The 21,644-nt window shown below is 69.1% G+C and carries 22 protein-coding genes (1 of these 22 only partly in view); 6 read left to right on the forward strand and 16 right to left on the reverse strand.

Annotated features, from left to right (window positions below):
• Positions 1–3 precede the first annotated feature (3 nt).
• The 5 genes from ACAM52_RS00800 to ACAM52_RS00820 all read right to left on the reverse strand — a co-directional run bounded on the left by ACAM52_RS00800 (position 4) and on the right by ACAM52_RS00820 (position 3,923).
• A complete protein-coding gene (locus ACAM52_RS00800) occupies positions 4–948 on the reverse strand; it encodes a glutaminase (RefSeq protein WP_369645819.1) in 945 nt (314 codons plus the stop codon).
• Complete coding sequence (locus ACAM52_RS00805; RefSeq protein ID WP_369645820.1) at positions 945–1,853, reverse strand: DMT family transporter; 909 nt, start codon at positions 1,851–1,853, stop codon at positions 945–947. Before ACAM52_RS00805 ends, ACAM52_RS00800 begins: the two co-directional genes overlap by 4 nt.
• A 92-nt stretch (positions 1,854–1,945) precedes the next feature.
• A complete protein-coding gene (locus ACAM52_RS00810; RefSeq protein ID WP_369645821.1) occupies positions 1,946–2,452 on the reverse strand; it encodes a BON domain-containing protein in 507 nt (168 codons plus the stop codon).
• Positions 2,449–2,958: a flavin reductase family protein gene (locus tag ACAM52_RS00815; RefSeq protein ID WP_139703538.1), complete on the reverse strand. Its 510-nt coding sequence runs from the start codon at positions 2,956–2,958 to the stop codon at positions 2,449–2,451. The genes ACAM52_RS00810 and ACAM52_RS00815 overlap by 4 nt, the downstream gene beginning before the upstream one ends.
• Positions 2,959–3,008: 50 nt before the next feature.
• On the reverse strand, positions 3,009–3,923 hold the full coding sequence (locus ACAM52_RS00820; RefSeq protein WP_062470457.1) for a LysR family transcriptional regulator: 915 nt from the start codon (positions 3,921–3,923) through the stop codon (positions 3,009–3,011).
• Positions 3,924–4,045: 122 nt separating this feature from the next.
• Between ACAM52_RS00820 and ACAM52_RS00825 the strand changes: the two genes are divergently transcribed.
• Positions 4,046–6,046: an alkyl/aryl-sulfatase gene (locus ACAM52_RS00825; protein WP_062470459.1), complete on the forward strand. Its 2,001-nt coding sequence runs from the start codon at positions 4,046–4,048 to the stop codon at positions 6,044–6,046.
• A gap of 6 nt (positions 6,047–6,052) precedes the next feature.
• Here ACAM52_RS00825 and ACAM52_RS00830 read toward each other — a convergent pair whose 3' ends face one another.
• Positions 6,053–7,282 carry a nucleoside recognition domain-containing protein gene (locus ACAM52_RS00830; RefSeq protein ID WP_369645822.1) on the reverse strand — a complete coding sequence of 410 codons (1,230 nt, stop codon included), beginning with the start codon at positions 7,280–7,282 and terminating at the stop codon, positions 6,053–6,055.
• 96 nt (positions 7,283–7,378) lie between these two features.
• On the opposite strand from ACAM52_RS00830, the gene ACAM52_RS00835 reads away from it, so the two are divergent.
• The 3 genes from ACAM52_RS00835 to ACAM52_RS00845 all read left to right on the forward strand — a co-directional run bounded on the left by ACAM52_RS00835 (position 7,379) and on the right by ACAM52_RS00845 (position 10,675).
• Complete coding sequence (locus tag ACAM52_RS00835) at positions 7,379–8,971, forward strand: phospholipase D family protein (RefSeq protein ID WP_369645823.1); 1,593 nt, start codon at positions 7,379–7,381, stop codon at positions 8,969–8,971.
• A gap of 85 nt (positions 8,972–9,056) precedes the next feature.
• Entirely contained in the window at positions 9,057–10,226 is a 1,170-nt protein-coding gene (locus ACAM52_RS00840) for an ABC transporter substrate-binding protein (protein WP_070061347.1), read from the forward strand.
• A 101-nt stretch (positions 10,227–10,327) separates the two neighbouring features.
• Positions 10,328–10,675, forward strand: a complete 348-nt coding sequence (locus ACAM52_RS00845; protein ID WP_369645824.1) for a hypothetical protein — start codon at positions 10,328–10,330, stop codon at positions 10,673–10,675.
• A 9-nt stretch (positions 10,676–10,684) separates the two neighbouring features.
• On the opposite strand, the gene ACAM52_RS00850 is transcribed toward ACAM52_RS00845, so the two are convergent.
• The 8 genes from ACAM52_RS00850 to ACAM52_RS00885 all read right to left on the reverse strand — a co-directional run bounded on the left by ACAM52_RS00850 (position 10,685) and on the right by ACAM52_RS00885 (position 18,468).
• Positions 10,685–11,413 (reverse strand): ABC transporter ATP-binding protein, encoded by a 729-nt coding sequence (locus ACAM52_RS00850; RefSeq protein ID WP_369645825.1) that lies wholly within the window; start codon positions 11,411–11,413, stop codon positions 10,685–10,687.
• Positions 11,406–12,182 (reverse strand): ABC transporter ATP-binding protein, encoded by a 777-nt coding sequence (locus ACAM52_RS00855; RefSeq protein ID WP_369645826.1) that lies wholly within the window; start codon positions 12,180–12,182, stop codon positions 11,406–11,408. Before ACAM52_RS00855 ends, ACAM52_RS00850 begins: the two co-directional genes overlap by 8 nt.
• Positions 12,179–13,141 carry a branched-chain amino acid ABC transporter permease gene (locus ACAM52_RS00860; protein WP_307582673.1) on the reverse strand — a complete coding sequence of 321 codons (963 nt, stop codon included), beginning with the start codon at positions 13,139–13,141 and terminating at the stop codon, positions 12,179–12,181. Before ACAM52_RS00860 ends, ACAM52_RS00855 begins: the two co-directional genes overlap by 4 nt.
• Positions 13,138–13,998 (reverse strand): branched-chain amino acid ABC transporter permease, encoded by an 861-nt coding sequence (locus tag ACAM52_RS00865; RefSeq protein WP_062470478.1) that lies wholly within the window; start codon positions 13,996–13,998, stop codon positions 13,138–13,140. The genes ACAM52_RS00860 and ACAM52_RS00865 overlap by 4 nt, the downstream gene beginning before the upstream one ends.
• A 36-nt stretch (positions 13,999–14,034) precedes the next feature.
• Positions 14,035–15,237, reverse strand: a complete 1,203-nt coding sequence (locus ACAM52_RS00870; protein WP_307582676.1) for an ABC transporter substrate-binding protein — start codon at positions 15,235–15,237, stop codon at positions 14,035–14,037.
• 97 nt (positions 15,238–15,334) lie between these two features.
• Entirely contained in the window at positions 15,335–15,658 is a 324-nt protein-coding gene (locus tag ACAM52_RS00875; protein WP_307582678.1) for a 2Fe-2S iron-sulfur cluster-binding protein, read from the reverse strand.
• Positions 15,659–15,666: 8 nt separating this feature from the next.
• The gene (locus ACAM52_RS00880) at positions 15,667–17,112 is read right to left on the reverse strand and encodes a glutamine synthetase family protein (protein WP_369645827.1); all 1,446 of its coding nucleotides are present in this window, start codon (positions 17,110–17,112) and stop codon (positions 15,667–15,669) included.
• Positions 17,113–17,121: 9 nt separating this feature from the next.
• Complete coding sequence (locus ACAM52_RS00885; RefSeq protein ID WP_369645828.1) at positions 17,122–18,468, reverse strand: Rieske 2Fe-2S domain-containing protein; 1,347 nt, start codon at positions 18,466–18,468, stop codon at positions 17,122–17,124.
• A 297-nt stretch (positions 18,469–18,765) separates the two neighbouring features.
• On the opposite strand from ACAM52_RS00885, the gene ACAM52_RS00890 reads away from it, so the two are divergent.
• Entirely contained in the window at positions 18,766–19,500 is a 735-nt protein-coding gene (locus tag ACAM52_RS00890) for a GntR family transcriptional regulator (RefSeq protein WP_062470492.1), read from the forward strand.
• 16 nt (positions 19,501–19,516) lie between these two features.
• Here ACAM52_RS00890 and ACAM52_RS00895 read toward each other — a convergent pair whose 3' ends face one another.
• Complete coding sequence (locus ACAM52_RS00895) at positions 19,517–20,323, reverse strand: metallophosphoesterase (protein WP_369645829.1); 807 nt, start codon at positions 20,321–20,323, stop codon at positions 19,517–19,519.
• 129 nt (positions 20,324–20,452) lie between these two features.
• Here ACAM52_RS00895 and ACAM52_RS00900 point away from each other — a divergent pair, with 129 nt between their 5' ends.
• Complete coding sequence (locus ACAM52_RS00900) at positions 20,453–20,626, forward strand: hypothetical protein (RefSeq protein ID WP_167394953.1); 174 nt, start codon at positions 20,453–20,455, stop codon at positions 20,624–20,626.
• A 50-nt stretch (positions 20,627–20,676) separates the two neighbouring features.
• On the opposite strand, the gene ACAM52_RS00905 is transcribed toward ACAM52_RS00900, so the two are convergent.
• Positions 20,677–21,644, reverse strand: partial view of a LysR family transcriptional regulator gene (locus ACAM52_RS00905; protein ID WP_062470498.1) — the 3' portion only. 4 nt of this gene lie beyond the right edge of the window; only the last 968 of its 972 coding nucleotides appear in the window; the start codon falls outside the window, past its right edge; it ends in the stop codon at positions 20,677–20,679.

Raw genomic sequence — 21,644 nt, forward strand, 5'->3', positions numbered from 1 at the left:
GGGTCAGAACACCGACAGCCCGGTGCGCGCCACGAACATCTCCAGCGCCTTCATGCCCAGCAGCGAATTGCCGGTGGCATCGAGCGCCGGCGACCACACGCACAGCGTGAGCTGGTCGGGCACCACCGCGACGATGCCGCCGCCCACGCCGCTCTTGCAGGGCAGGCCGATCGAGAAGGCCACGTCGCCGGCCGCGTCGTAGGTGCCGCAGGTGAGCATCAGCGAATTGATGCGGCGCGTCTGCCGCTCGCCCGTGACCTCGGGCTCGCCGGCGATCGGGTGCGCGCCGTCGCGGCACAGGAAGGCGGCGGCGCGCGCGAGCTGGCGGCAGCTCATGCGCAGCGCGCACTGGTGGAAGTAGGTGTCGAGCACCTCGGCCACGTCGTTGTCGATCTTGCCGAAGCTCTTCATGAAGTTGGCCAGTGCGACGTTGCGAAAGCCCGTGTCGGCTTCCGACTGCGCCACCTCGCCGTCGAAGCCGATGCGCTCGCCGCACAGGCTGGTCATGAGCGCGAGGATGTCGGCCTTGGCGCTACCGCCCCTGGCGTTGGCCTGGCTCACGAGCCGGTCGGCCACCGCGATGGCGCCGGCATTGATGAAGGGGTTGCGCGGCTTGCCCTGCTCGTTCTCCAGCTGCACCAGCGAGTTGAAGGGGTTGCCCGAGGGCTCGCGCCCGATGCGCTCCCACAGCGCGTCGCCCATGCGCTGCATGGCGAGCGTGAGCGTGAAGAGCTTGGACACGCTTTGAATGGAGAAGGGCGTCTCGAAGTCGCCCGCGCCGGCTTCCTCGCCGTCGCAGGTGCGCAGCGCGATGCCGAACTGCCGCGCATCGACGCGCGCCAGCGCCGGGATGTAGCTGGCCACGGTGCCGCCCTGGCCGAGCTGCAGGCGCAGGGTGGCGACGATCTCGTCGAGGACGGGCTGGAACCGGTGGAGTTTCTTGCTCATGCCGGGCGTTGTACCGCAGGCCGCCGGTTCACCAGCACGATGCCCAGCGCCACGCCGATCAGCGCCACCACCAGCTGCAGCGTGAGCGGCTCCTTCAGCAGTGCCACGCCGAAGATCAGCGCGAACAGCGGCGTGAGAAAGGTGAAGGACGACATCTGCGTGGCCGGATAGTGCCGCAGCAGCCACATCCAGGTGAGGTAGCTGGCGAAGGCGCCCACTACCGTCTGCAGGCCGATGGAGGTCCAGGCCCAGGCGGAGTACGAGAAGCCCCAGGTTTCGCCCAGCGCGAGCGACAGCAGGGAGCACACGGCGGCCGTCACGGCGACTTGGTAGAACAGCGTTTTTTCGGCGCTGGCCGTGGCCAGGCGCGTGGTGCGCAGCGTGAGCGTGGTCAGGCCCCAGAGCATGCCGGCCGCCAGCGCCATGCCGTCGCCGATGAGCTGCGACGAACTCATGTGGCCGAAGCCTTCGCTGAAGGCCAGCACCACGCCCGCGAACGCGATGAACAGGCCCAGCCACTGGAAGCCGCGCAGCCGCTCGGCCGGCACCCAGCGCGGCAGCAGCAGCGAGACCCAGAACGGGGCCGTGTAGAGGAACACCGTGAGCCGCGAGGCGCTGGTGTGCTGCAGCCCCAGGTAGATGCCGGCGAACTCGCCCGCGAACAGCAGGCCGGCCAGCAGCCCGGGCCACAGCGTGCCGTCGCGCTCGAACAGCGGCACGCGCCGCACTGCGCACCACAGCCACAGCAGCGCCACCGCGCCGACCATGCGCACCGTGGCCTGCCACAGCGGCGGCACCTCGGTCACGGTGGTCTTGATGAGGATCTGCTGCAGGCCCCAGAACGCGCAGCAGACGATGAGCAGGCCGATGGCCAGGGAGTCGAGGTGGGTCTTGCGCTGGATCATTCGCGGTCAGTCGGTGGCTGCAAAGACGGCGAACAGCCGCCGAATTCATCCGATGATCGTAGCGCGACGGCGCCCGCGCCGTGCGGCGCCGCTCAGTGCCCGGCCAGCGGGTAGGGCGGCTTGCCGCGCGTGCCCACCATCAGGTCGGGCACCACGGTCTCGACGTCGGGCACGGTGCGCGCCGCGCGCTCGAGCTTGCGGGCCAGCGCCGCGTCGGGCACGCAGCCCTGCAGGTAGACCCAGCGGCGCTGCACCGTGACCCACACGCTGCTGCGGCGCACGCCCGGCACCGCGAGCAGCGCGGCACGCACCTTCGGCGCGAGCGGCTTGTCGTAGCGGTAGGCGTTGCTGTCGGTGCACTTGCCGGCGAGCCAGCAGCTGGTGCCGCGCTCCAGCCGCGAGTGGGTCTGCGCGCGGCGCTCCTCGGCGGTGTAGTAGGGGCCCTGCGGCATGGGGCAGGCCGGCAGGCCCGCGGCGACCTGGAAGAAGGGGTCGTCGAACCAGTTCTGCCGCAGCGGCGATGGCGGCTCGGGCGTGCCCTGCGCCGTGGCAATCCGCGCAGCGAGCAGCAGGACGGCCAGCAGCGCGGGGTGCTTCACAACGGGTGCTCGGTGTAGAAGCGCCCGCCGTGGAACAACAGCGGCGAGGCGTCGGGGTCGTGCGTGCAGCGCTCCACCTCGCCCACGAAGATCACGTGGTCGCCTTCGTCGTAGCGGCTGCGGTTGAAGCACTCGAAGCTGGCCGCCGCGCCCTGCAGCACCGGCGCGCCGCCCAGGCCGTCGGTGTAGGCCACGTCGGCCCAGCGGTCGATGTTCTTGGTGGCGAAGCGCTCCGCCAGCGCCTTCTGGTTGGCGGCCAGGATGTTGACCGCGTAGTGCGAGCCGGCGCGCAGCGCCGACATCGACGCCGCCGCGCGCGCCAGGCTCCACAGCACCAGCGGCGGCGCCAGCGACACCGAGTTGAACGAGTTGGCCGTGAGGCCGACCAGGCTGCCGTCGGCCGCGCGTGCGGTGACGATGGTCACGCCGGTGGCGAACATGCCGAGTGCCTTGCGGAATTCGCCGGGCGAGAAGGTGGGGGGCTGGGCCCGGCGGGAAGTGGTCACGGGAGAACGGACGGCAAGGCGGTGAGCGGCGGAGAAGGGGCCATTTTGGCTCAGGCTCTGGCGGGCTGCTGAACCGGCCCGAGCAACTCGGTCACCAGCCGGGTATAGACCGTGGCGGCGGCCGAGGGCGTGCGGCCTGCCAGCGTCACCAGGCTGTAGTGGGTGCGCATGCGCGACAGGCCCGCCACGGCCAGCGGCGCGAGCGCGGCGGTCTCGGGCGCGAGGCCGGGCGCGTGGGGCGCGAGGATCACCGCGTGGGCCGTGAGCGCGAGGTGCCGCAGCGTGTCGGCGTCGTCGCAGGTCACGTTGAACACGCCGCGGTCGGTGCGGCGGATCTGCCGGTCGAAATGCGCGGCCACCTCGGCCGGCAGGTTGGGGCCGGCCACCGGGTAGTCCATGAGCTGCTCGAGCGTGACAGGCGCCGGCTGCCTGAGCAGCGGGTGCCGGGGCCGCACGAAGAAGGACACCGGCACGTTGGGCAGCCGCGCCAGCTTCAGGCCAGGCTGCTTCTTCAGGTCGCGGGTGTCGGCGATGAACAGGTCGATCTGGCGCCGGTGCAGGCGCTCGCTGAGGGTGGGGGTGTCGGCCACTTCCATGCGCATCAGCAGCTGCGGGTGGCGCTGCGTCATGAGCGAGAGCGCCGCGCGCCCGAGCAGCCCGGCCGCGAACGGGCCCAGGCCCACGTTGAGGCTGCCGAGCGTGAGGCCTTCGAGCTGCTGCACCTCGCGCTGGATCTGCCGCGCGTCGGCGACCAGCTCGCGGGCCCGCGCCAGCACCAGCTCGCCGGCCTGCGTGAAGCGCACGGTGCCGTAGGCGCGGTCGATGAGGCGAGCCTTCAGCGCCTGCTCCAGCGCGTCGATGCTGCGCGAGAGCGCGGGCTGCGACAGGTGCACGGCCTGCGCGGCACGCCCGAAGCTGCCTTGCTCGGCGAGGGCGATCAGGTGCTGGAGGTGGCGCAGCTGCATTTTGCGTTTCGGTTCAAAAGCAAGCGCACATTTTGCATTTGCCAAGGGGTTGGGCGCTTCCGAAAATCGGCCGCTGCCTTCCCGTGCCCCCGTCGTCCGACAGACCCAACCCCGAGACATCGATGACCCGCATTGCTTCTGCCGCTTCTTTCGCGCCTACCCGTTTCTCCCTGGCCCTCGTCGCCTGGGCCTGCGCCTTCACCGCCACGGCGCAGCCGGTGGTCGCGCCCAAGGCGGCCGAGCCCGTCACGCTGAAGGCCAACGCCGACATGGCGAAGGCGCTGCCCTTTGCGAACAAGCAGGACTTCGAGGACGCGATGCGCGGCTTCATCGGCACCGTGCCCGACGCGCTGGTGACGGGCGCCGGCCCGCGCCCGGTCTGGAACATGAAGCCCTACGACTTCCTGAAGGCGAATGAGGCGGCCGACACGGTCAACCCGAGCCTGTGGCGGCAGGCGCAGCTCAATGCCATTCACGGCCTGTTCAAGGTGACTGACCGGGTCTACCAGGTGCGCGGCTTCGACCTGGCGAACGTCACCATCGTCGAGGGCGACACCTCGCTGATCGTGATCGACCCGCTGCTGGCCGCCGAGACCGCGCGCGCCGCGCTCGAGCTGTACTACCAGCATCGCCCGAAGAAGCCGGTCGGCACGGTGATCTACACGCACGGCCACGCCGACCATTTCGGCGGCGTGAAGGGCGTGGTCAGCGAGGCCGACGTGGCCGCGGGCAAGGTGCAGGTGATCGCGCCCTCGGGTTTCATGGAGTCGGCGGTGGCCGAGAACATCCTGGCGGGCAATGCGATGAACCGCCGCTCGCAGTACCAGTTCGGCACGCTGCTGCCGCCGGGCGCGCGCGGGCAGGTCGACACGGGCCTGGGCAAGGCGCTGGCGCGCGGCAGCGTGACGCTGATCGCGCCCACCTCGACCATCGAGAAGACCACCGAGGAGCGCACCATCGACGGCGTGCAGATCGTGTTCCAGCTGGTGCCGGGCTCCGAGGCGCCGTCCGAGATGCTCATGTACATGCCGCAGTTCCGCGTGCTCAACATGGCCGAGGACGTGACGCACAACATGCACAACCTGTACACGATCCGCGGCGCCGAGGTGCGTGACGGCAACCTGTGGGCCAAATACATCGACGAGGCGCGCGTGGCCTTCGGCGACAAGACCGACGTGCTCATCGCGCAGCACCACTGGCCCACCACGGGGCGCGAACGCATCGTCGACCTGCTGAAGAAGCAGCGCGACATGTACAAGTTCATCAACGACCAGTCGCTGCGCCTGCTGAACCACGGCTACACGGCGTCCGAGATCGCCGAGACGCTGCGCATGCCCGCGAGCCTGGAGCAGGAGTGGTCCACGCGCGGCTACTACGGCACGCTGCGCCACAACGCGAAGGCGGTCTACCAGAAGTACCTGGGCTGGTACGACGCCAACCCGGCCAACCTGAACCCGCTGCCGCCGGTGGCGCAGGCGAAGAAGACGGTCGAGTACATGGGCGGCGCCGACGCGGTGGTGGCGCGCGCCCGCGAAGACTTCAAGAAGGGCGAGTACCGCTGGGTGGCCAGCGCGATGAGCCAGGTGGTGTACGCCGACCCGGCGAACCGCGCGGCACGCGAACTCGGCGCCGACGCGCTCGAACAGCTGGGCTACCAGTCGGAGGCCGGCACCTGGCGCAGCGCCTACCTGGTGGGCGCGATGGAACTGCGCAACGGCGTGCCGAAGATCCCGGGCGGCAGCAGCGCGAACGGTGACACGCTGAAGGCGGTGAGCAACGAGCTCTTCTTCGACTTCCTCGGCGTGCGGCTCGATGCGGCCAAGGCCGAGGGCAAGACGATGGTGGTCAACTGGAACTTCACCGATTCGAACCAGAAGTTCGTGCTGACGCTGGAGAACTCGGCGCTCACGCACGTGAAGAACCAGCAGGCTGCCGGCGCGGATGCCACGGTCACATTGAGCCGGGCGACGCTCGATGCGATCACGCTGAAGCAGACGACCTTTCCGGAAGCGGTGCAGTCGGGGCTCGTGAAGATCGACGGCAACCGGGCGAAGCTGGGCGAGCTGTTCGGGATGCTCGACAACTTCGACCTGATGTTCCCGGTGGTCGAGCCCCGCAAGTAAGCGGGCTCAGCCGAAGAACCAGTAGCAGACCGCAATCGCAGCCACCACCCCCGCCAGCTCCGCCAGCAAGGCACAGGTCACGGTGTGCCGGGCGCGCTGGATGCCCACGGCGCCGAAGTACACCGCCAGCACGTAGAACGTGGTCTCGGTGCTGCCCTGGATGGTGGCGGCCACCAGCGCGGGGAAGCTGTCGACGCCCTGGGTCTTCATGGTCTCGATGAGCATGGCGCGGGCCGCGCTGCCCGAGAAGGGCTTGACGAGCGCCGTCGGCATCGCGTCGACAAAACGTGCGTCCCAGCCGCCGGCCTGCACCAGCCAGCGCAGGCCGTCGAGCGCGAAGTCGAGCGCGCCCGAGGCGCGCAGCACGCCCACCGCGCACAGCATCGCGACGAGGTAGGGCAGCAGGTGCTTCGCGATGTCGAAGCCTTCCTTCGCGCCTTCGACAAAGGCCTCGTAGACCTTCACGCGCCGGATCGCGCCGGCCGCCAGGAACACGATGATCACGCCGAACAGCGTGAGGTTGCCCAGCAGCGACGACAGCGAGGCGATGGCCGCAGCCGACAGCGTGCCCAAGAGCGCCATGAAGCCGCCCAGCAGCAGCGCGCCCGGCACCAGGTAGGCCAGCACCACCGGGTCCCACAGCCGCAGGCGCTGCACCACCGCCACCGACAGCAGGCCCACCAGCGTCGAGGCGCTCGTGGCCAGGAGGATCGGCAGGAACACCAGCGTCGGGTCGCTCGCGCCCTGTTGCGCCCGGTACATGAAGATGGTGACGGGAAGCAAGGTCAGTGACGAGGCGTTGAGCACCAGGAACAGGATCTGCGCGTTGGTGGCCGTCACGGGGTCGGGGTTCAGTCGCTGCAGCTCGCGCATGGCCTTCAGGCCGATCGGCGTGGCGGCGTTGTCCAGCCCCAGCGCATTGGCCGCGAAGTTCATCGTGATGAGCCCGAGCGCGGGGTGCCCGGCCGGCACGCCCGGCATCAGCCGCCTGAACAGCGGCCCGAGCAGGCGCGCGAGCCAGCCGACGAGGCCGGCGGTTTCGGCGATGCGCAGGAAGCCCAGCCACAGCGTGAGCGTGCCGAACAGCAGCACCATCACCTCGACGGCCAGCCGCGCCATCGCGAACAGGCTTTCGACCAGCGCCGCGAACACGGTCGGGTCGCCGCCGACGAGCCACCGTCCCAGCGCTGCGAGCGCCGCCATCCCGAAGAACCCCAGCCACAACCCATTGAGCACGCGTTTTTTCCTTCTTTTCGTTGGCTGCCGTGTGTGCCGTTGATCATAGGGCGGCATGCCGCCCCGGCCGGGCTCTGCGGCGCTACAGTGCGACCCATGGCCGCCGCCCTGTTCCGCCTTCGTCGCTTCGTCGCCCTGGTGTCGAGCGGGCTGGCCCTCGCGTGGCTCGCGGGCTGCGCCAGCCTGCCGCCGCCGCAGCCGCACCCGGTGCTCACGAACGCGATCACCGACGTGGCCGACACCGACCTGGGCCGGCTGGCCGCCCAGGACGCGCCGCAGGGCGGGGCGGCGGGGCTGTCGGGCTTCCGGCTGCTGCCCGAGGCGGCGTTCGCGTTCGACGCGCGCATCTCGCTGGCGCGGCACGCGCAGAAATCGCTCGACGTGCAGTACTACCTGATCAGCAACGACGACGTCGGCCTGCTGTTCCTCAAGGAGCTGCGCGAGGCCGCCGCGCGCGGGGTGCGCGTGCGGCTGCTGGTGGACGACCTGTACACGGCGGGCGAGGACGAGGTGTTCAGCAGCCTCTCGGCCTTCCCGAACATCGAGGTGCGGCTGTTCAACCCGCTGCCCTCGCGCGCCGGCTCGCTGCCCGCGCGGCTGCTGTTCTCGCTGGGCGACTTCGGGCGCATCAACCACCGCATGCACAACAAGCTGCTGGTGGCCGACAACAGCTTCGCGGTCTCGGGCGGGCGCAACATCGCCAACGAGTACTTCATGCGCAGCACGGCGGCGAACTTCATCGACATGGACGTGCTCTCCAGCGGGCCGATCGTGCGGCGCATGTCCGAGGGCTTCGACCGCTACTGGAACAGCGAGCACGCCTGGCCCATCGAGCGCATCGTGCCGCAGCGCCTGCCGCTCGAGGAAGCCCAGCGGCGATTCGACGCCCTGGCGCGCGCGGCCGTGCCCGACGTGCCCATGCAGCAGCGCGACGTGCTGGGCAAGTCGCCGGTCGGCGAGCAGCTCACCACGGGCCGCATCGACCGCTACTGGGCGCCGGCCACGCTGTTCGTGGACGACCCCGACAAGATCACGCGCAAGGCCGAGGCGGCCTACGGCGGCAGCGTGACCGAGGGCGCGCTCGGCGTGATCCAGGCGGCGAAGCACGAGGTGAAGATCGGCTCGCCGTACTTCATTCCGGGTGCGCGCGGCATGGCGATGATGAAGACGGCCATCGAGCGCGGCGGGCGCATCACGGTCATCACCAACTCGCTGGGCGCCACCGACGAGCCGCTGGCCTATGCGGGCTACGAGCGCTACCGCGCCGACATGCTGAAGATCGGCGTGACCATCTACGAGATCGCGCCCACGCTCTCCGGGCGGTCGGGGCGCTTCGGCGATTTCGGCAAGTCGATCAGCCGGCTGCACGCCAAGCTGGCCATCGTGGACGACCAGCGCTTTTTTGTCGGCTCGATGAACCTCGACCACCGCTCGGCCGCCGTCAACACCGAGATGGGGCTGGTGATCGACAGCCCCCGGCTGGTGCAGGACTACGACAAGCTCATGAACGGCGAGCGCGTCAACCTGGGCTACCGGCTGCGGCTCGCGCCGGGCGGGCGGCGCGTGCAGTGGCTCGAATACGACGACGCCGGCGGCGACATCGTGCACGAGGACGAACCGGGCGAATTCCTCTGGCTGCGCTTCAAGAACTGGCTGCTTTTACCCATCGTGGGCGAGGAGCTGCTTTAGGGTTTGTCATGACCGATCCAGTGAGGTGCGTTACATTTCTGTTTGAAATGTGAACTTTTGTCACCGACTATTGGAGGCTTTGATCATGACCGTCCCCGTGCCGCGCGAGTCGACCGCGCCGCTTTCCACCAGCCGCCGCCGTGCCCTTTCCGGGCTGGCCGCCACGACGGCCGCCGCGGCCGGCGTCGGGCTGGGATTTCCGGCGTTCGCGCAGAACCGTGCGATCCGCATCGGGACGACCTTCGACAACAGCAGCGTGGAAAAGGCCAACGGCCAGGGGCTGTACCAGGGCTCCAGCGCGTTCTTCAACGCGCTGAACAAGGCTGGCGGCATTCACGGCAGCAAGGTCGAGCTCGTGATGGCCGACGACACCTTCAAGCCCGAGGTGGCCAAGGCCAACGCGCTGGCCTTCGAAAAAGACAGCTCGGTGCTCGCGCTGGTGCACCCGCTGGGCACGCGCCAGACCGCCGAGGTGATGGACGCGGTGCCCGGCATGGCCGTGGTCGGCCCGATCACCGGCACCATCGCGCTGCGCAAGAAGACCTCTCCCAACACCTTCTGGGTGCGCGCCAACTACGACCAGGAGGTCGACAAGCTGGTGAGCACGGCCGCCGTGCTGGGCCAGACCCGCATCGGCCTCGTGCATTCCAACGACCCGCTGGGCCAGTCCGTGCTGGCGGCGTTCAAGAACGCGCTGGCCAAGGCCAAGCTGGAGCCGGCGGTGATCGCCACCACGCCCAACACCACGAGCATGGAAGTGGGCCCGGCCGCCGAGGCCATCGCCAAGGCCAAGCCGCAGGTGGTGGTGGTCGGCCTGGCCGGCACGGCGCCGGTGTTCCTGAAGGCGCTGCGCGGCGCGGGCAACAGCAGCTCGGCCTACGGCCTGTCGATCACGGCCAGCGCGCTGTCGGCCATGGGCGACCTGGCACGCGGCCTGGGCTTCGTGATCGTGGTGCCGTCGCCGTACTCGACCAAGTTCGAGATCGTGCGCCGCTACCAGGCCGACATGGTGGCCAACGGCACCAAGGACTTCTCGCTGACCAGCCTGGAGGGCTACATGAACGCCGCCGTGCTGGCCGAAGGCCTGCGCCGCGCCGGCCCCGCGCCGACGCGCGCCGCCGTGCTCGGCGGCATGGCGAGCATCGAGAACTTCGACCTGGGTGGCGTGAAGATCAACTACGGCCGCTCCAACCGCGAAGGCGGCCAGTTCGTGGACGTGGCCGTGATCGGCAGCCGCGGGCAGATGCTGAGCTGATGCGGCCGAGGCGTACCGCGCGCTGCGGCGCACGGTAGCGCCTGCCGGTACGCCGGCACACGCACGGCGCTGTCGCGGGCCGGCGTGCTTACAGTGCGGCCATGACCTTCGAACTCATCCTGGGCCTCGGCCTGCTGGCCCTGGTGCTGCTGGACCTGGTCCTGTTCTTCCTCGTGCGCTGGGCCGTGCTGCGCGAGTACCTGGGCCCGCTGGTGGCCAGCCTCGTCTACGGCCTGTGCCTGGCCGTGCTGCCGTACTTCGTGTGGTGGGGCCTGGGCACCCATGTGCTGTTCGGCAAGGACACGACCTTCCTGGCGCCCGTGGTGGACGTCGGCCTGGCCTTCATCCTCTACACCTGCGTGTGGCTGTCGTGGGGCGTGAGCCTCATCGCCGGCGGACTGGCGTCGTGGCGTTTCTTCGTGCGGGCCCGGCGGATCGGCCTGGCGTGAGGCGAGGGCTCAGCCGGCCGGCGCCTCGGCGATGCCCACGCCCAGCAGGCCTTCGAGCAGCTCCTTGTCGGCCGCCAGCGCCGCACTCGGGCCCGCATGCACGACGGTGCCGCGCTCCAGCACGATCGCCTGGTGCGTCATGTCCAGGGCCAGCACCGGGTGCTGCTCCACCACGATCGAGGCCAGGCCTTCCGATTCGCACAGGCGCCGGATGGCTGCCGCCAGCTCTTCCACGATGATCGGCGCGAGGCCTTCCATCGGTTCGTCGAGCAGCAGCAGCTTGGGGTTGGTCATGAGCGCGCGGCCGATGGCCAGCATCTGCTGCTCGCCGCCCGAGAGCTGGTTGCCGTAGTTGCCGCGCCGCTCGCGCAGGCGCGGAAAGAACTCGTACACGCGCTGCAAGGTCCAGCTGCCGGGGCGGGCGATCACCGTGAGGTTTTCTTCCACCGTGAGCGACGGGAACACCTCGCGCTCCTGCGGCACCCAGCCCAGCCCCGCGCGCACGCGCTGGTGCGCGGGCCAGCGCGTGATGTCGGCGCCCTGCCAGCGGATCGCGCCCTGCATCACGCGGGTGTTGCCCATCAGCGTTTCGAGCAGCGTGGTCTTGCCCACGCCGTTGCGCCCCAGGATGGCCAGGCTTTCGCCGGGCCGCAGCGAGAAGTCGAGGCGGTCGAGGACCACGGCGTTGCCGTAGCCGGCGGTGACGCGGTCGAAGGCCAGTGCGGCGGTTTCAGCCATGGTGGTGCGAGCTTCCCAGGTAGACCTCGCGCACGCGCGGGTCGGCGCCGATCTCGGCGGGCGTGCCTTCGGTGAGGATGCGTCCGCCCACCAGCACCGAGATGCGGCGCGCAAAGCGGAACACGAGCTTCATGTCGTGCTCGATGAAGAGCACGCTGATGTCGGCCGGCAGCGCCGCAATGGCTTCGAAGAGTTCGCCGCTCTCGTCCTCCGGCACGCCGGCCGCGGGCTCGTCGAGCAGCAGGATGCGGGGCTTGGCGGCGAGCGCCAGCGCAATCTCGAGCAGCCGCTGCTTGCCGTAGGCCAGCTCGGCCACGGGCACGTCGGCCAGGGCGTCGAGCTTCAGCGTGGCCAGCAGCGCATGCGCTTCGTCGAACACGGCGGTGCAGCCCTTGAGCGGCCGCCACCACGTGGCGCCCAGGCCTTCGCGCTCGCTGATGGCCAGCACCACCGACAGCAGCGGCGTGAGGCTGGGAAACAGCGTGTTGATCTGGAAGGTGCGCGCCAGCCCCATGCGGGCGCGCTTGTCGCCGGGCAGGCGCGTGATGTCGCGCGGGCCCAGGTGGATGTGGCCGCTGGTGGGCTTGAACACGCCCGTGAGCAGGTTGATGAGCGTGGTCTTGCCGGCGCCGTTGGGGCCGATCAGCGCCTGCCGCGCACCGGGCTCGAGCGACAGGTTGACCTCGCTCACGGCCTGGAAGGCGCCGAAGCGGATGCCCAGGTTCTGCGTGCGCAGCGCGTGCGTGGTGTTCGTGGTGGTGGAGGTCATCGCGCCTTCCCCGTGCGGACCACGCGCGAGAGCGCACCCATGATCCCGCCGCGCCCCAGCATGACGGCCGCGATCAGGAAGATGCCGAGCCAGAACATCCAGTACTGCGGGTTCATGTCGGCGAACCAGTCGTGCACCAGCATGTAGACGATGGCGCCGATGAGGCCGCCGTACAGCCGCCCGGTGCCGCCGAGCACGAGGATGATGAGCACTTCGGCCGAGCGGTTGAAGCTGATCGACTCGATGCCCACGAACTGCGTGGTCTGCGCCAGCAGCGCGCCCGCCACGCCGGCCACCGCGGCCGACATCGCATAGGCCATGCGCAGCCGCGCTTCCACCGGCGAGCCGATGGCCGTCATGCGCTTGCGGCTGTCGTGGATGCCGCGCAGCGCCAGGCCGAAGGGCGAGCGCAGCACCAGCCGCACCAGCAGGAACATCGCGAGCACCACGCCGAAGGCATAGCCGAACGCGGTCTTGCCGTAGAGGTCGAAGTCGAACAGGCCGAGCACGGGCGCGATCACCACGCCCTGCAGGCCGTCGGTGCCGCCCGTGATGCCCGAGAGCCGGTTGGCCAGCTCGAACAGCAGCACGCACACGCCGATGGTGATCATCAGCCGCGTGAGGTCGGCGCCGCGCACCACGAGGTAGCTCAGCACGTAGCCCAGCAGGCCGCACACGGCGAGCGCGAACACCAGGCCGCTGAAGGGCTCGCTCCAGCCGTACTTGGCGAGCAGGCCGGCCGCGTAGGCGCCCGCGCCGAAGAAGGCGGCGTGGCCCACGGTGAGGATGCCCGCGTAGCCCAGCGCCATGTCCAGCGACACGGCGAAGAGCCCGAAGATCATGATCTGGCTCATCAGCGTGAGCTTGTCGGGCAGAAGGAAGAAGCTCGACGCGAGCGCGAGCCAGAAGGCGATTTCGGCCACGCGCAGTTGCGCGGGGGACAGGCTCAGCGGCTTCATGCGAGCCCCTTCTTGGCGACGATGCCGTTCGGGCGCACCAGCAGCATGACGATCATGAACACATAGATGAGAAAGGCGCCCGTTTCAGGCAGGTAGTACTTGCCCGCCACGTCGACGATGCCGACCAGCAGCGCCGCGATGAAAGGCCCGGTGACGGTGCCCGCACCGCCCACGCACACCACCATCAGGAAGTAGACGAGGTACTTGAGCGGGAACGACGGCTCCAGCCCCAGCATGCCCAGGCTCAGCGCGCCGCCCAGGCCCGCCAGGCCGCAGCCCAGCGAGAAGGTCAGGAAGAACAGGCGCTGCACGTGGATGCCCGTGCCGCCCGCCACGCGCTGGTTGTCGACCGCGGCGCGCACCATCGCGCCGTAGCGCGTCTTGCCCAGGCCCAGCAGCAGCGCGACCAGCACGGCCACGCCGCAGCCGATCAGGAACAGGCGGTAGCGGCCCACTTCGAGGCCCAGCAGCGACACCTGGCCCTCGAGCGCCTTCGGCAGCGTGAAGGGCTGCATCGTCGGGCCGAAGAAGTAGGTGAACGCGGCGATCGAGACGAACACCACGCCGATCGACAGCAGCACCTGGTCCAGCGGGTGCGCGCGGTACAGCCGCCGGTAGAACACGAACTCCAGCACCGCGCCCACCACCGCCGCCGCAACGAAGGCGGCCGCCAGCGAGAGCCCGAAGCCCAGGCCCCACTGGTTCATGAGCACGCTGGCCGCGTAGCCGCCCACCATCGCGAAACTGCCGTGCGCGAGGTTGACGAAATTCATGAGTCCCATCGTGATGGACAGGCCCACGCCGATGAGAAACAGGAGCATGCCGTAGGCCACTCCATCGAAGATCACGATGCCCATGAATTTCCTGCTTGCTGCGTGCTGGCTGGCGTTGGCTTACTTGGGAGCGGCTTCCTTGGCCGGGTCCTTGACGCGCTCGAACTTGTCGAACTCCACGTTCACCAGCTGGCCGTTGGCGCGCTCGGTCTTGCGGATGTAGACGGTCTGCACGATGTCGCGCGTGGCGGCGTCGATCTCGATCGGGCCGCGCGGGCTCTCGAAGCTCAGGCCCTTGAGCGCGTCCATGAACTTGTCGCCGCCGGTGTCGCCCTTGGTCTTGGCCAGTGCCAGGTCGATGGCGGCCATGGTGTCGTAGGCGGTCACGGCGAAGTAGCTGGGGCGCAGCTTGGCGCCGTTGTCGGCGGCGAAGTCCTTCACGAACTTCTGGTTCTTCGGCGAGTTGTGCGCGAACGAGTAGTGGTGGCTGGTCACGAGGCCCAGCGCCACGTCGCCGGTGGCGTCCAGGTAGCTGTCGTCGGTGGCTTCGCCGGTGGCGAACAGCTTGATGCCGGCCTGCTCCATGCCGCGCTCCTTCCACACCTTGAGGAAGGCCGGCGGCATCACGCCCGAGGGGAAGAAGAAGAACACGGCCTGGGGCTTGGCGTCCTTGATGCGCTGCACGTAGGCCGAGAAGTCGGGGTTGTTCATCGGCGTGCGCACCTCGCCCGAGACCTTGCCGCCGCCGGCGGTGAAGGCCTTCTTGAACGCGGTCTCGGCGTCGACGCCCGAGGCGTAGTCGGCGACCACGGTGTAGGCGTCCTTCACGCCCTGCTTGAGCATGTAGCGCGCCATCGGGTCGGTGACCTGCTGCACGGTGAACGACAGGCGCGCCACGTAGGGCGAGCTGGTGGTGATGGCCGAGGAGGCGGCGTTCATCACCAGCGTGGGGATCTTGGCCTGCGTGGCGATGGCGCCCACGGCGTAGGCGTTGGGGCTGAAGTCCAGGCCGGTGAGGATGCTCACCTTGTCGCGCACGATGAGTTCCTGCGCGATGCGCTTGGCGGCGTCGGGCGCCGGGCCGGCGGTGTCCTTCTTGATGATTTCGACGGCGCGCCCGCCCACCTTGCCGCCGTGCTCCTTCAGATAGAGCGCGATGCCGGCGTCGAACTGGCGGCCGTAGTCGGCGTAGGGGCCGGAGTAGGTCGCGATGAGGCCGATGCGCAGCGGCTCCGTGGTCTGGGCCTGGGCCGCGCCCGCCATGCCGAGGCCGGCGAGCAGCAGGGTCGAGAGGAGGGTTCGCTTGGTCATCGTCGTCGTCATGAAAAAACGCCTTTCAGTGGGAGTGGAATGCGCCGCACGGGCGCCGCTGGTTTGTAACCGGATGTTTGGCGGCGGGCGATGATGCCCGACGCGTTGGTCAGACCTGTGTATCGGGCACACGCACCGTGAGGCCATCGAGGGCGGTGCTCACGCTGAGCTGGCAACTCAGGCGCGAACCGGGCCGGCGCTCGGACGCGACGGCATCGAGCAGCGCGCTTTCCATGTCGTCGGGCGGCGGCAGCAGTTCGAGGAACGCATCGTCGACGTAGACGTGGCAGGTCGCGCACGAGCAGCAGCCGCCGCACTCGGCGTCGATGCCGCGCACGTTGCCGCGGATGGCGGTCTCCATCACGCTGGCGCCGACCTTGGCGTCGACCTCGCGCGTGGTGCCGTCCTTGAGGATGTAGTGGATCGTGGGCATTGAAGGGTTCAGAACATGTCGAAGTACTCGCGGTGTTCCCACTCCGAGACTTCGAGGTTGAAGCGGGCGATCTCCGCTTCCTTGATGTGGCACAGGTAGTCGACGAAGGTCTTGCCCATCTGCGCGTTGAGCATCTCGTCGCGGCGCAGGCAGGCGAGGGCGTCGCCGAGCGATCGCGGCAGTTGCTCCGCCGGCGTTTCGTACGGCGCATCGGCCGAGGGGCCGGGGTCGGTCTTGTTGTGGATGCCGTCCAGGCCCGAGAACAGCTGCGACGCGAGGTACAGGTACGGGTTGGCGGTCGGCTCGCCCACGCGGTTCTCGATGCGCGAGGCGTTCTGGCCCGGGCCGCCGAGCACCCGTAGCATCGCGCCGCGGTTGTCGCGCGCCCAGATCGCGCGGTCGGGCGCGAGTGAGAAGGGGCGGTAGCGGCGGTAGCCGTTGATCGTCGGACTGGCGAGCGCGGCCGCACCGCAGGCGTGCGCCTTCAGGCCGCCGAGGTAGTGCATGCCGATCTCGCTGAGGTCGCGTCCGCCGGGTTCGGGCATGAAGGCGTTGACGCCGTCGCTCTTGCGGCGCAGCGATTGGTGCAGGTGCCAGCCGCTGGACATCACGTTCGGGATCTTCGGGCGGCACATGAAGGTGGCATGCAGGCCGGCGCGCTGGCAGATCTGCTTGATGGCGCTGCGCAGCAGCACCATGGTGTCGGCGGGCGTCACGCCGGCCGTGGGGCCGAAGGTGAGCTCGAACTGGCTCGGGCCGAACTCGATCTCCAGCGAGCGCAGCGGCAGGCCGAGCGCCACGAGCTGCGAGCGCAGCAGCTCCATGAGGCCGTCGACGCGGTCGTAGCGCAGCTCGGTCAGGTACTGGTGGCCATGCGACAGCAGCGACACGCGCGGCGGTTCGCCGGGCTGGCCCGAGTCGGGCAGGCCCATGCGCGCGTCTTCGAGCTTGAAGACGTGGAACTCGACCTCGAGGCCGGCGATGAAGTCCAGCCCGAGTTCGTCGAGCTGCGCCACCGCGCGCTGCAGGATCTGCCGCGTGGCGAAGGGGCAGGGCCGGCCGTCGGCCATGTAGGCGTCGCACAGGATCCAGCCGGTGCGCGGTGCCCAGGGCAGCACCTTGAAGGTGGCGGGGTCGGCCACGATGGTGAAGTCGGCGCCGCCCTGCAGGCCCTCGATGGCGAAGCCGCCGCCCTGCGTGAACACGGGGAACACGGTCTTGTGCGAGGTGTCCTTGGCCAGCAGGGTGGAGGTGAGGTTCACGCCCTCCCACAGGGCCGAGCGCGCCTCGCCCGCGACCAGGGTCTTGCCGCGCAGCAGGCCGTGCTGGTCGGGCCAGGCGAAGCGGACGGTGTCCACCTCGCCGCTGTCGATGCGGCGCACGAGTTCGCGCGCCTGCGCATGCTGGTCGGCCGACCAGAGACCGAAGCGGTCGACGAAGGTGTGGCTGTTCATGGCGCGTGCTCAGGCAGCGGCAGCAGCTGCGGCCAGGCGTGCAGACGCCCAGTCGGACTTCAGGCGGCGCGCGCGGTCGGCGTCCTGCCAGTAGGCCTCGGTGGCGGCTTCATCGACGACCTTGCCGATGCCGTCGATCGACGGCGGGCCGGTCATGGCGCTGGCCTGCGCGGCGTCGATGAGCATCGGCGCGGTGTCGCCGGCGAGCGTGGCCTCGATGGCCTTCACCAGCACGCGGCGGTAGGCAATGATGCCCTTGTCGGTGCTGCCCAGGTGCTCGCGCGTGCGGTCCTGGATGGCGCCCTGCGACTCCACCGCCCACTGGTCGTGCACGTTGATGTCGTCGCCCATGCCGGTGTAGGTCTCGGTCAGCTGTTCTTCGATGCTGAAGCCGTAGTTGTTGCGCTTGTTCTTGCGCGAGGTGTAGTCGGGCAGCTCGTACAGCTTCAGGCGCTGGTCGCGCATCTGCTGCTTGTCGACCGGGCCGGTGAAGCTGGTGAACACGGCGTACCAGTAGCAGTGCGTGTCGTCCACGGGCACGTGCCACTGCGAGATGGTCATCTCGGCGCTCATCGGGATCACGAAGGCCTGCGGGAACACCACGTTGGTCACGCGCACGTGGGTGGTGTCTTCCGACAGCTTGCGCAGCGCCTTCAGGCGGAAGCCGTAGTCGGTGGGCTCCACGCTGATGTCGGGGCGGTCGTACTCGCGCAGCACCTTGGTGATGGGCATGTCGGAGTCGGCCGAGGCGCCGCGGAACTGCTTGCCGTAGCTCTCGGAGGTGTCTTCGTCCTCGAAGAAGCGGTGCAGGTACGAGGCGTGCGCGGGGTCGATGCCCACCTCGAGCGCCTGCAGCCAGTTGCATTCGAAGAGGCCCTTGAACGCGAAGGTGTGGCTGTCGGGCGCGACGAAGCAGTCGAAGTCGGGGAAGGCCGGGGGCTCGCCCTCGCCGATGTACGCGAAGACGATGCCGGCCTTCTCGACCACCGGGTAGGCCGACTGCTTGATGCGGCTGCACAGCTTGCTGGTGGCGGGCTCGGCCGGGGTCTCCAGGCAGTTGCCCTTGGCGTCGAACAGCCAGCCGTGGAAGGCGCAGCGGATGCCGCCGTTTTCCAGCCGGCCGAAGGCCAGGTCGGCACCGCGGTGCGGGCAGTCGCGGTCGAGCATGCCGAGCTGGCCGCTCTCGTCGCGAAACAGCACGAAGTCCTGGCCCATGAGCTTCACGGGCTTGACCGGGCGCGGGCCCGCCAGTTCGTCGGCCAGGGCCACCGGCTGCCAGTAGCGGCGCAGCAGCTTGCCGGCGGGCGCGCCGGGTCCGACGCGGGTGATGAAATCGTTTTGCTCGGCGCTGATCATCGTGCGGGCTCCATCGAGAGGTCTTTGTCAGAAGGCCTGCAGGCATTGCATGCAGTTGTATGCATTGTCTTGGTGATTTTTGACAAAGGTCAAACTTTCATCGGCCGATTCGCCCTGTTTTGGGGCTCGAAGCGGTCATATATAGGGTTAACTCTGGGGTGATTGTGTGTTTTTGACACACTTCTATTTGCAGTGCATGCAACAACCGCGCCCGTTTGGCTATGCTGCGTGCAGTGGCGGGCGGGTCTCCTAGAATCCGCCCATTCATCCCTCTCCTTGTTGCCCTGGCGCCTCCCGATGGACTCCCAACAATCCCGCGTGCTCGTGCAACTGCGCGACCTGATCCTCAAGGGCGAATTCGTGCCTGGAGAGCGGCTGGCCGAGATCCCGCTGGCCGAGAAGCTCGGGGCCTCGCGCACGCCGGTGCGCCTGGCGCTGGCCAGCCTCGAGCACGAAGGGCTCATCGAGCAGTCGCCCAGCGGCGGCTACCAGATGCGCCGCTTCACCTCGCAGGAAGTGGCCGATGCCATCCGTGTGCGTGGCGTGATCGAAGGCTTTGCCGCCCGCCTGCTGGCGGAAGACGGCGTGTCGCGCCAGCTGCTGCGCGACCTGAAGGACTGCCTGGAAGACGGCGACCGCGCCGTCAACAAGCCCAGCATGGAGATCGACGACTACGCTGCGTACGTCGAGATGAACGACCGTTTCCATCGGCTGATCCTCGAAGGCTGCGGCAACCTCGCGCTCAAGCGCGTGATGGACATGCTCGGCGGCCAGCCCTTCGCCGCGCCCAGTGCGATGCTGCCCATGCAGTCGTCGATGGAGGAGGGCCAGCAGTGGATGCGCCAGGCGCACCGCACGCACCACGCGATGGTGCAGGCCATCGAGCGCGGCCAGGGCTCGCGCGCCCAGGCGCTTGGCGAGGAGCACGTCGAGATCGCGCGCATGAACCTGGACTACGCGCTGGAGCGGCCTGAACTCGCGGCCGAGCTCATGCCGGGCATCCGGCTCGTGGCCAAGGGGCGCACCGCCTGAGCGGCGAAACGGCCGGTCAGCGGATCTCGATCAGCAGCTGGGGCTGGTAGCCCTCTTGCTCGCCGTTGCTGCGGTAGCCCAGCGGATTGGCGACCACGCGGCAGCCGTCCTTCACATAGTCGAACGGGCAATGCAGGTGGCCGTGCAGCCACAGCTGCGCGTGCGGCAGCAGCTCGTCGAGCGAATTGCAGAAACCCGCGGTGCCGGGCGTGAGCCCGTAGCGGGGATCGGCACTGGCGAGGCTGGGCGCGAAGTGGGTGATGGCCACCGTCGTGCCGTCGTAAGGCTGGGCCAGCGCGTCGCGCAACCAGGCTTGGCAGGTGAGCGCTTGCTCTCTCATTTCGGCCGCCATGAAGGGCTTGCCGTTGCGGGTGCCGGCCATCTTCTCGAGGTAGAAATCGGCCGCGCGCATCGCCTTGCCGCGCTTCTTGAGCGCCTCGGCGAGGCCGTCGCGGGGCTCGACCAGTGCGTCGAAATCGGCCCACAGCGTGGTGCCGATGAAGCGGATGCCCTCGATGACCAGCGTCTCGCGCTCCAGCCAGAGGATGCCGAGCTCGTCGCACAGCGCCCGCAGGCGCCCATGCGTCGCGTCGAAATCGAGGTTGTCGTACTCGTGGTTGCCCGGCACGTAGACCACCGGCGTTGGCCAGCCCTTGCGCGGCGAGAAGCGGCCCAGCCCGAAATCGGTGTCCGTCAGGCGGGAGCCTTCCTGGTAGGAGCCGATGTCGCCCCCGAGCACCAGCAGGTCGGCGCCCGGGATGGGGTCGGCATGAAAGTTGGGGTGGGATTCCAGGTGGAGGTCGGAGAGCAGTTGCAGCTTCATCGTCGGGTCAGTCTAGGTGAATCGCACTATGCGTGAGATGCATAACCTGGGGCTTGCTTTACTAGGGATTACCCTTAATCTACATCCATCGTTAATCAACCCCGTCGCAGCCACAAGCCGCGCACCGTCATGTTCAGTCTTCTTGCCCAAGTGGCCCGTTTCTTCCGTTCGTCGCCGAGCCAGACCCCCGCCAGCCACGCCGCTGCGCTGATGGAAAGCGCCGACAGCCGTGCCGGTCGCGGTGCGCACCACGCGCAAGAGCTGCGTGCGGCGGCTTCCGCCTGGCTCAGCGTCGTCAGGTAATTCGCCGACGCGCGCCGCCCCGTGCGGCGCACCCGGGATCCAAGGGCAGGTCACGCCTGCCCGTGGACCGAGCCCGCAAACGCCGCGGCCGCCGAGCGCAACAGCGCCGTGCGTAGCCACTCGTGCGAATGCCCATGCTGGGCGCGCCGGTGCCAGATGGCATCCACGTGCACCGGCGGCTGGTCGAAGGGCAGGTCCCGCACCACCAGCTGATTCTCGATGCCCGTCACGCTCACGAAGTGACGCGGCAGCACCGCCAGCAGGTCCGAATTCGCGACCACGCGCCCGGCGGTGAAGAACTGGTTCACCGTCACCGCGATCCGCCGCTCGCGCCCCATGGCGCCCAGCGTCTGGTCGATGAAACCGTACGGCCGCCCCGAAAAACTCACCAGCAGGTGTCGCGCCGTGCAGTAGCTGTCGAGCGTCAGCGGTGCGCTGGCCAGCGGATGGCCGCGTCGCATCACGCAGACATATTGGCCCAGGTAGAGCCGCTGGGTCTCGAACGGCACCCCCACCCCTGATTGCCCGCGCGCCGCCAGGCTCGCGATCACGGCAGGAAAGTAGCCGATCGCCATGTCGACTTCTTCGTGCTCCAGCATGCGGCGCGGGTCGCGCGTGGTCAGCGGCAGCACGCGCAGCGAGATGGCCGGGGCTTCTTCTTCCGCAATCTTCACCAGGCCCGGCATGAGTTCGGCGGCCGTGGCGTCGGCCATGGCCAGCAGGAAGGTCGTGTCGGCGGTGCCGGCATCGAACTCGCCGGGCGCCAGCGTGTGCTGCAGCTGGCGCAAGGCGTCGCGCACCGTCGGCCAGAGGGCTTGCGCGCGCGGCGTGGGTTCCACGCCCGCACCGGAACGCCGCACCAACTCGTCGCCCAGCAATTCGCGCAAGCGGCGCAGCGAATTGCTCACGGCCGGCTGGGTGATCGCGAGGTTGCGGGCGGCGCGCGTGAGGTTGCGCTCCGCCATCACCTCATCGAAGACGCGCAGCAGGTTGAGGTCGAATGTGCGGAAATTGACGT

Origin of the sequence: Variovorax sp. V118 (assembly GCF_041154445.1) — a bacterium.
GTDB lineage: Bacteria > Pseudomonadota > Gammaproteobacteria > Burkholderiales > Burkholderiaceae_C > Variovorax > Variovorax boronicumulans.

Excerpts from the sequence above, each read along its gene's own strand:
- ACAM52_RS00800 (WP_369645819.1), bottom strand. The coding sequence starts at position 948 with ATGAGCAAGAAACTCCACCGGTTCCAGCCCGTCCTCGACGAGATCGTC.
- ACAM52_RS00805 (WP_369645820.1), bottom strand. The coding sequence starts at position 1,853 with ATGATCCAGCGCAAGACCCACCTCGACTCCCTGGCCATCGGCCTGCTC.
- ACAM52_RS00820 (WP_062470457.1), bottom strand. The coding sequence starts at position 3,923 with ATGCAGCTGCGCCACCTCCAGCACCTGATCGCCCTCGCCGAGCAAGGC.
- ACAM52_RS00825 (WP_062470459.1), top strand. The coding sequence starts at position 4,046 with ATGACCCGCATTGCTTCTGCCGCTTCTTTCGCGCCTACCCGTTTCTCC.
- ACAM52_RS00835 (WP_369645823.1), top strand. The coding sequence starts at position 7,379 with ATGGCCGCCGCCCTGTTCCGCCTTCGTCGCTTCGTCGCCCTGGTGTCG.
- ACAM52_RS00840 (WP_070061347.1), top strand. The coding sequence starts at position 9,057 with ATGACCGTCCCCGTGCCGCGCGAGTCGACCGCGCCGCTTTCCACCAGC.
- ACAM52_RS00845 (WP_369645824.1), top strand. The coding sequence starts at position 10,328 with ATGACCTTCGAACTCATCCTGGGCCTCGGCCTGCTGGCCCTGGTGCTG.
- ACAM52_RS00850 (WP_369645825.1), bottom strand. The coding sequence starts at position 11,413 with ATGGCTGAAACCGCCGCACTGGCCTTCGACCGCGTCACCGCCGGCTAC.
- ACAM52_RS00855 (WP_369645826.1), bottom strand. The coding sequence starts at position 12,182 with ATGACCTCCACCACCACGAACACCACGCACGCGCTGCGCACGCAGAAC.
- ACAM52_RS00860 (WP_307582673.1), bottom strand. The coding sequence starts at position 13,141 with ATGAAGCCGCTGAGCCTGTCCCCCGCGCAACTGCGCGTGGCCGAAATC.
- ACAM52_RS00865 (WP_062470478.1), bottom strand. The coding sequence starts at position 13,998 with ATGGGCATCGTGATCTTCGATGGAGTGGCCTACGGCATGCTCCTGTTT.
- ACAM52_RS00870 (WP_307582676.1), bottom strand. The coding sequence starts at position 15,237 with ATGACGACGACGATGACCAAGCGAACCCTCCTCTCGACCCTGCTGCTC.
- ACAM52_RS00875 (WP_307582678.1), bottom strand. The coding sequence starts at position 15,658 with ATGCCCACGATCCACTACATCCTCAAGGACGGCACCACGCGCGAGGTC.
- ACAM52_RS00880 (WP_369645827.1), bottom strand. The coding sequence starts at position 17,112 with ATGAACAGCCACACCTTCGTCGACCGCTTCGGTCTCTGGTCGGCCGAC.
- ACAM52_RS00885 (WP_369645828.1), bottom strand. The coding sequence starts at position 18,468 with ATGATCAGCGCCGAGCAAAACGATTTCATCACCCGCGTCGGACCCGGC.
- ACAM52_RS00890 (WP_062470492.1), top strand. The coding sequence starts at position 18,766 with ATGGACTCCCAACAATCCCGCGTGCTCGTGCAACTGCGCGACCTGATC.
- ACAM52_RS00895 (WP_369645829.1), bottom strand. The coding sequence starts at position 20,323 with ATGAAGCTGCAACTGCTCTCCGACCTCCACCTGGAATCCCACCCCAAC.
- ACAM52_RS00900 (WP_167394953.1), top strand. The coding sequence starts at position 20,453 with ATGTTCAGTCTTCTTGCCCAAGTGGCCCGTTTCTTCCGTTCGTCGCCG.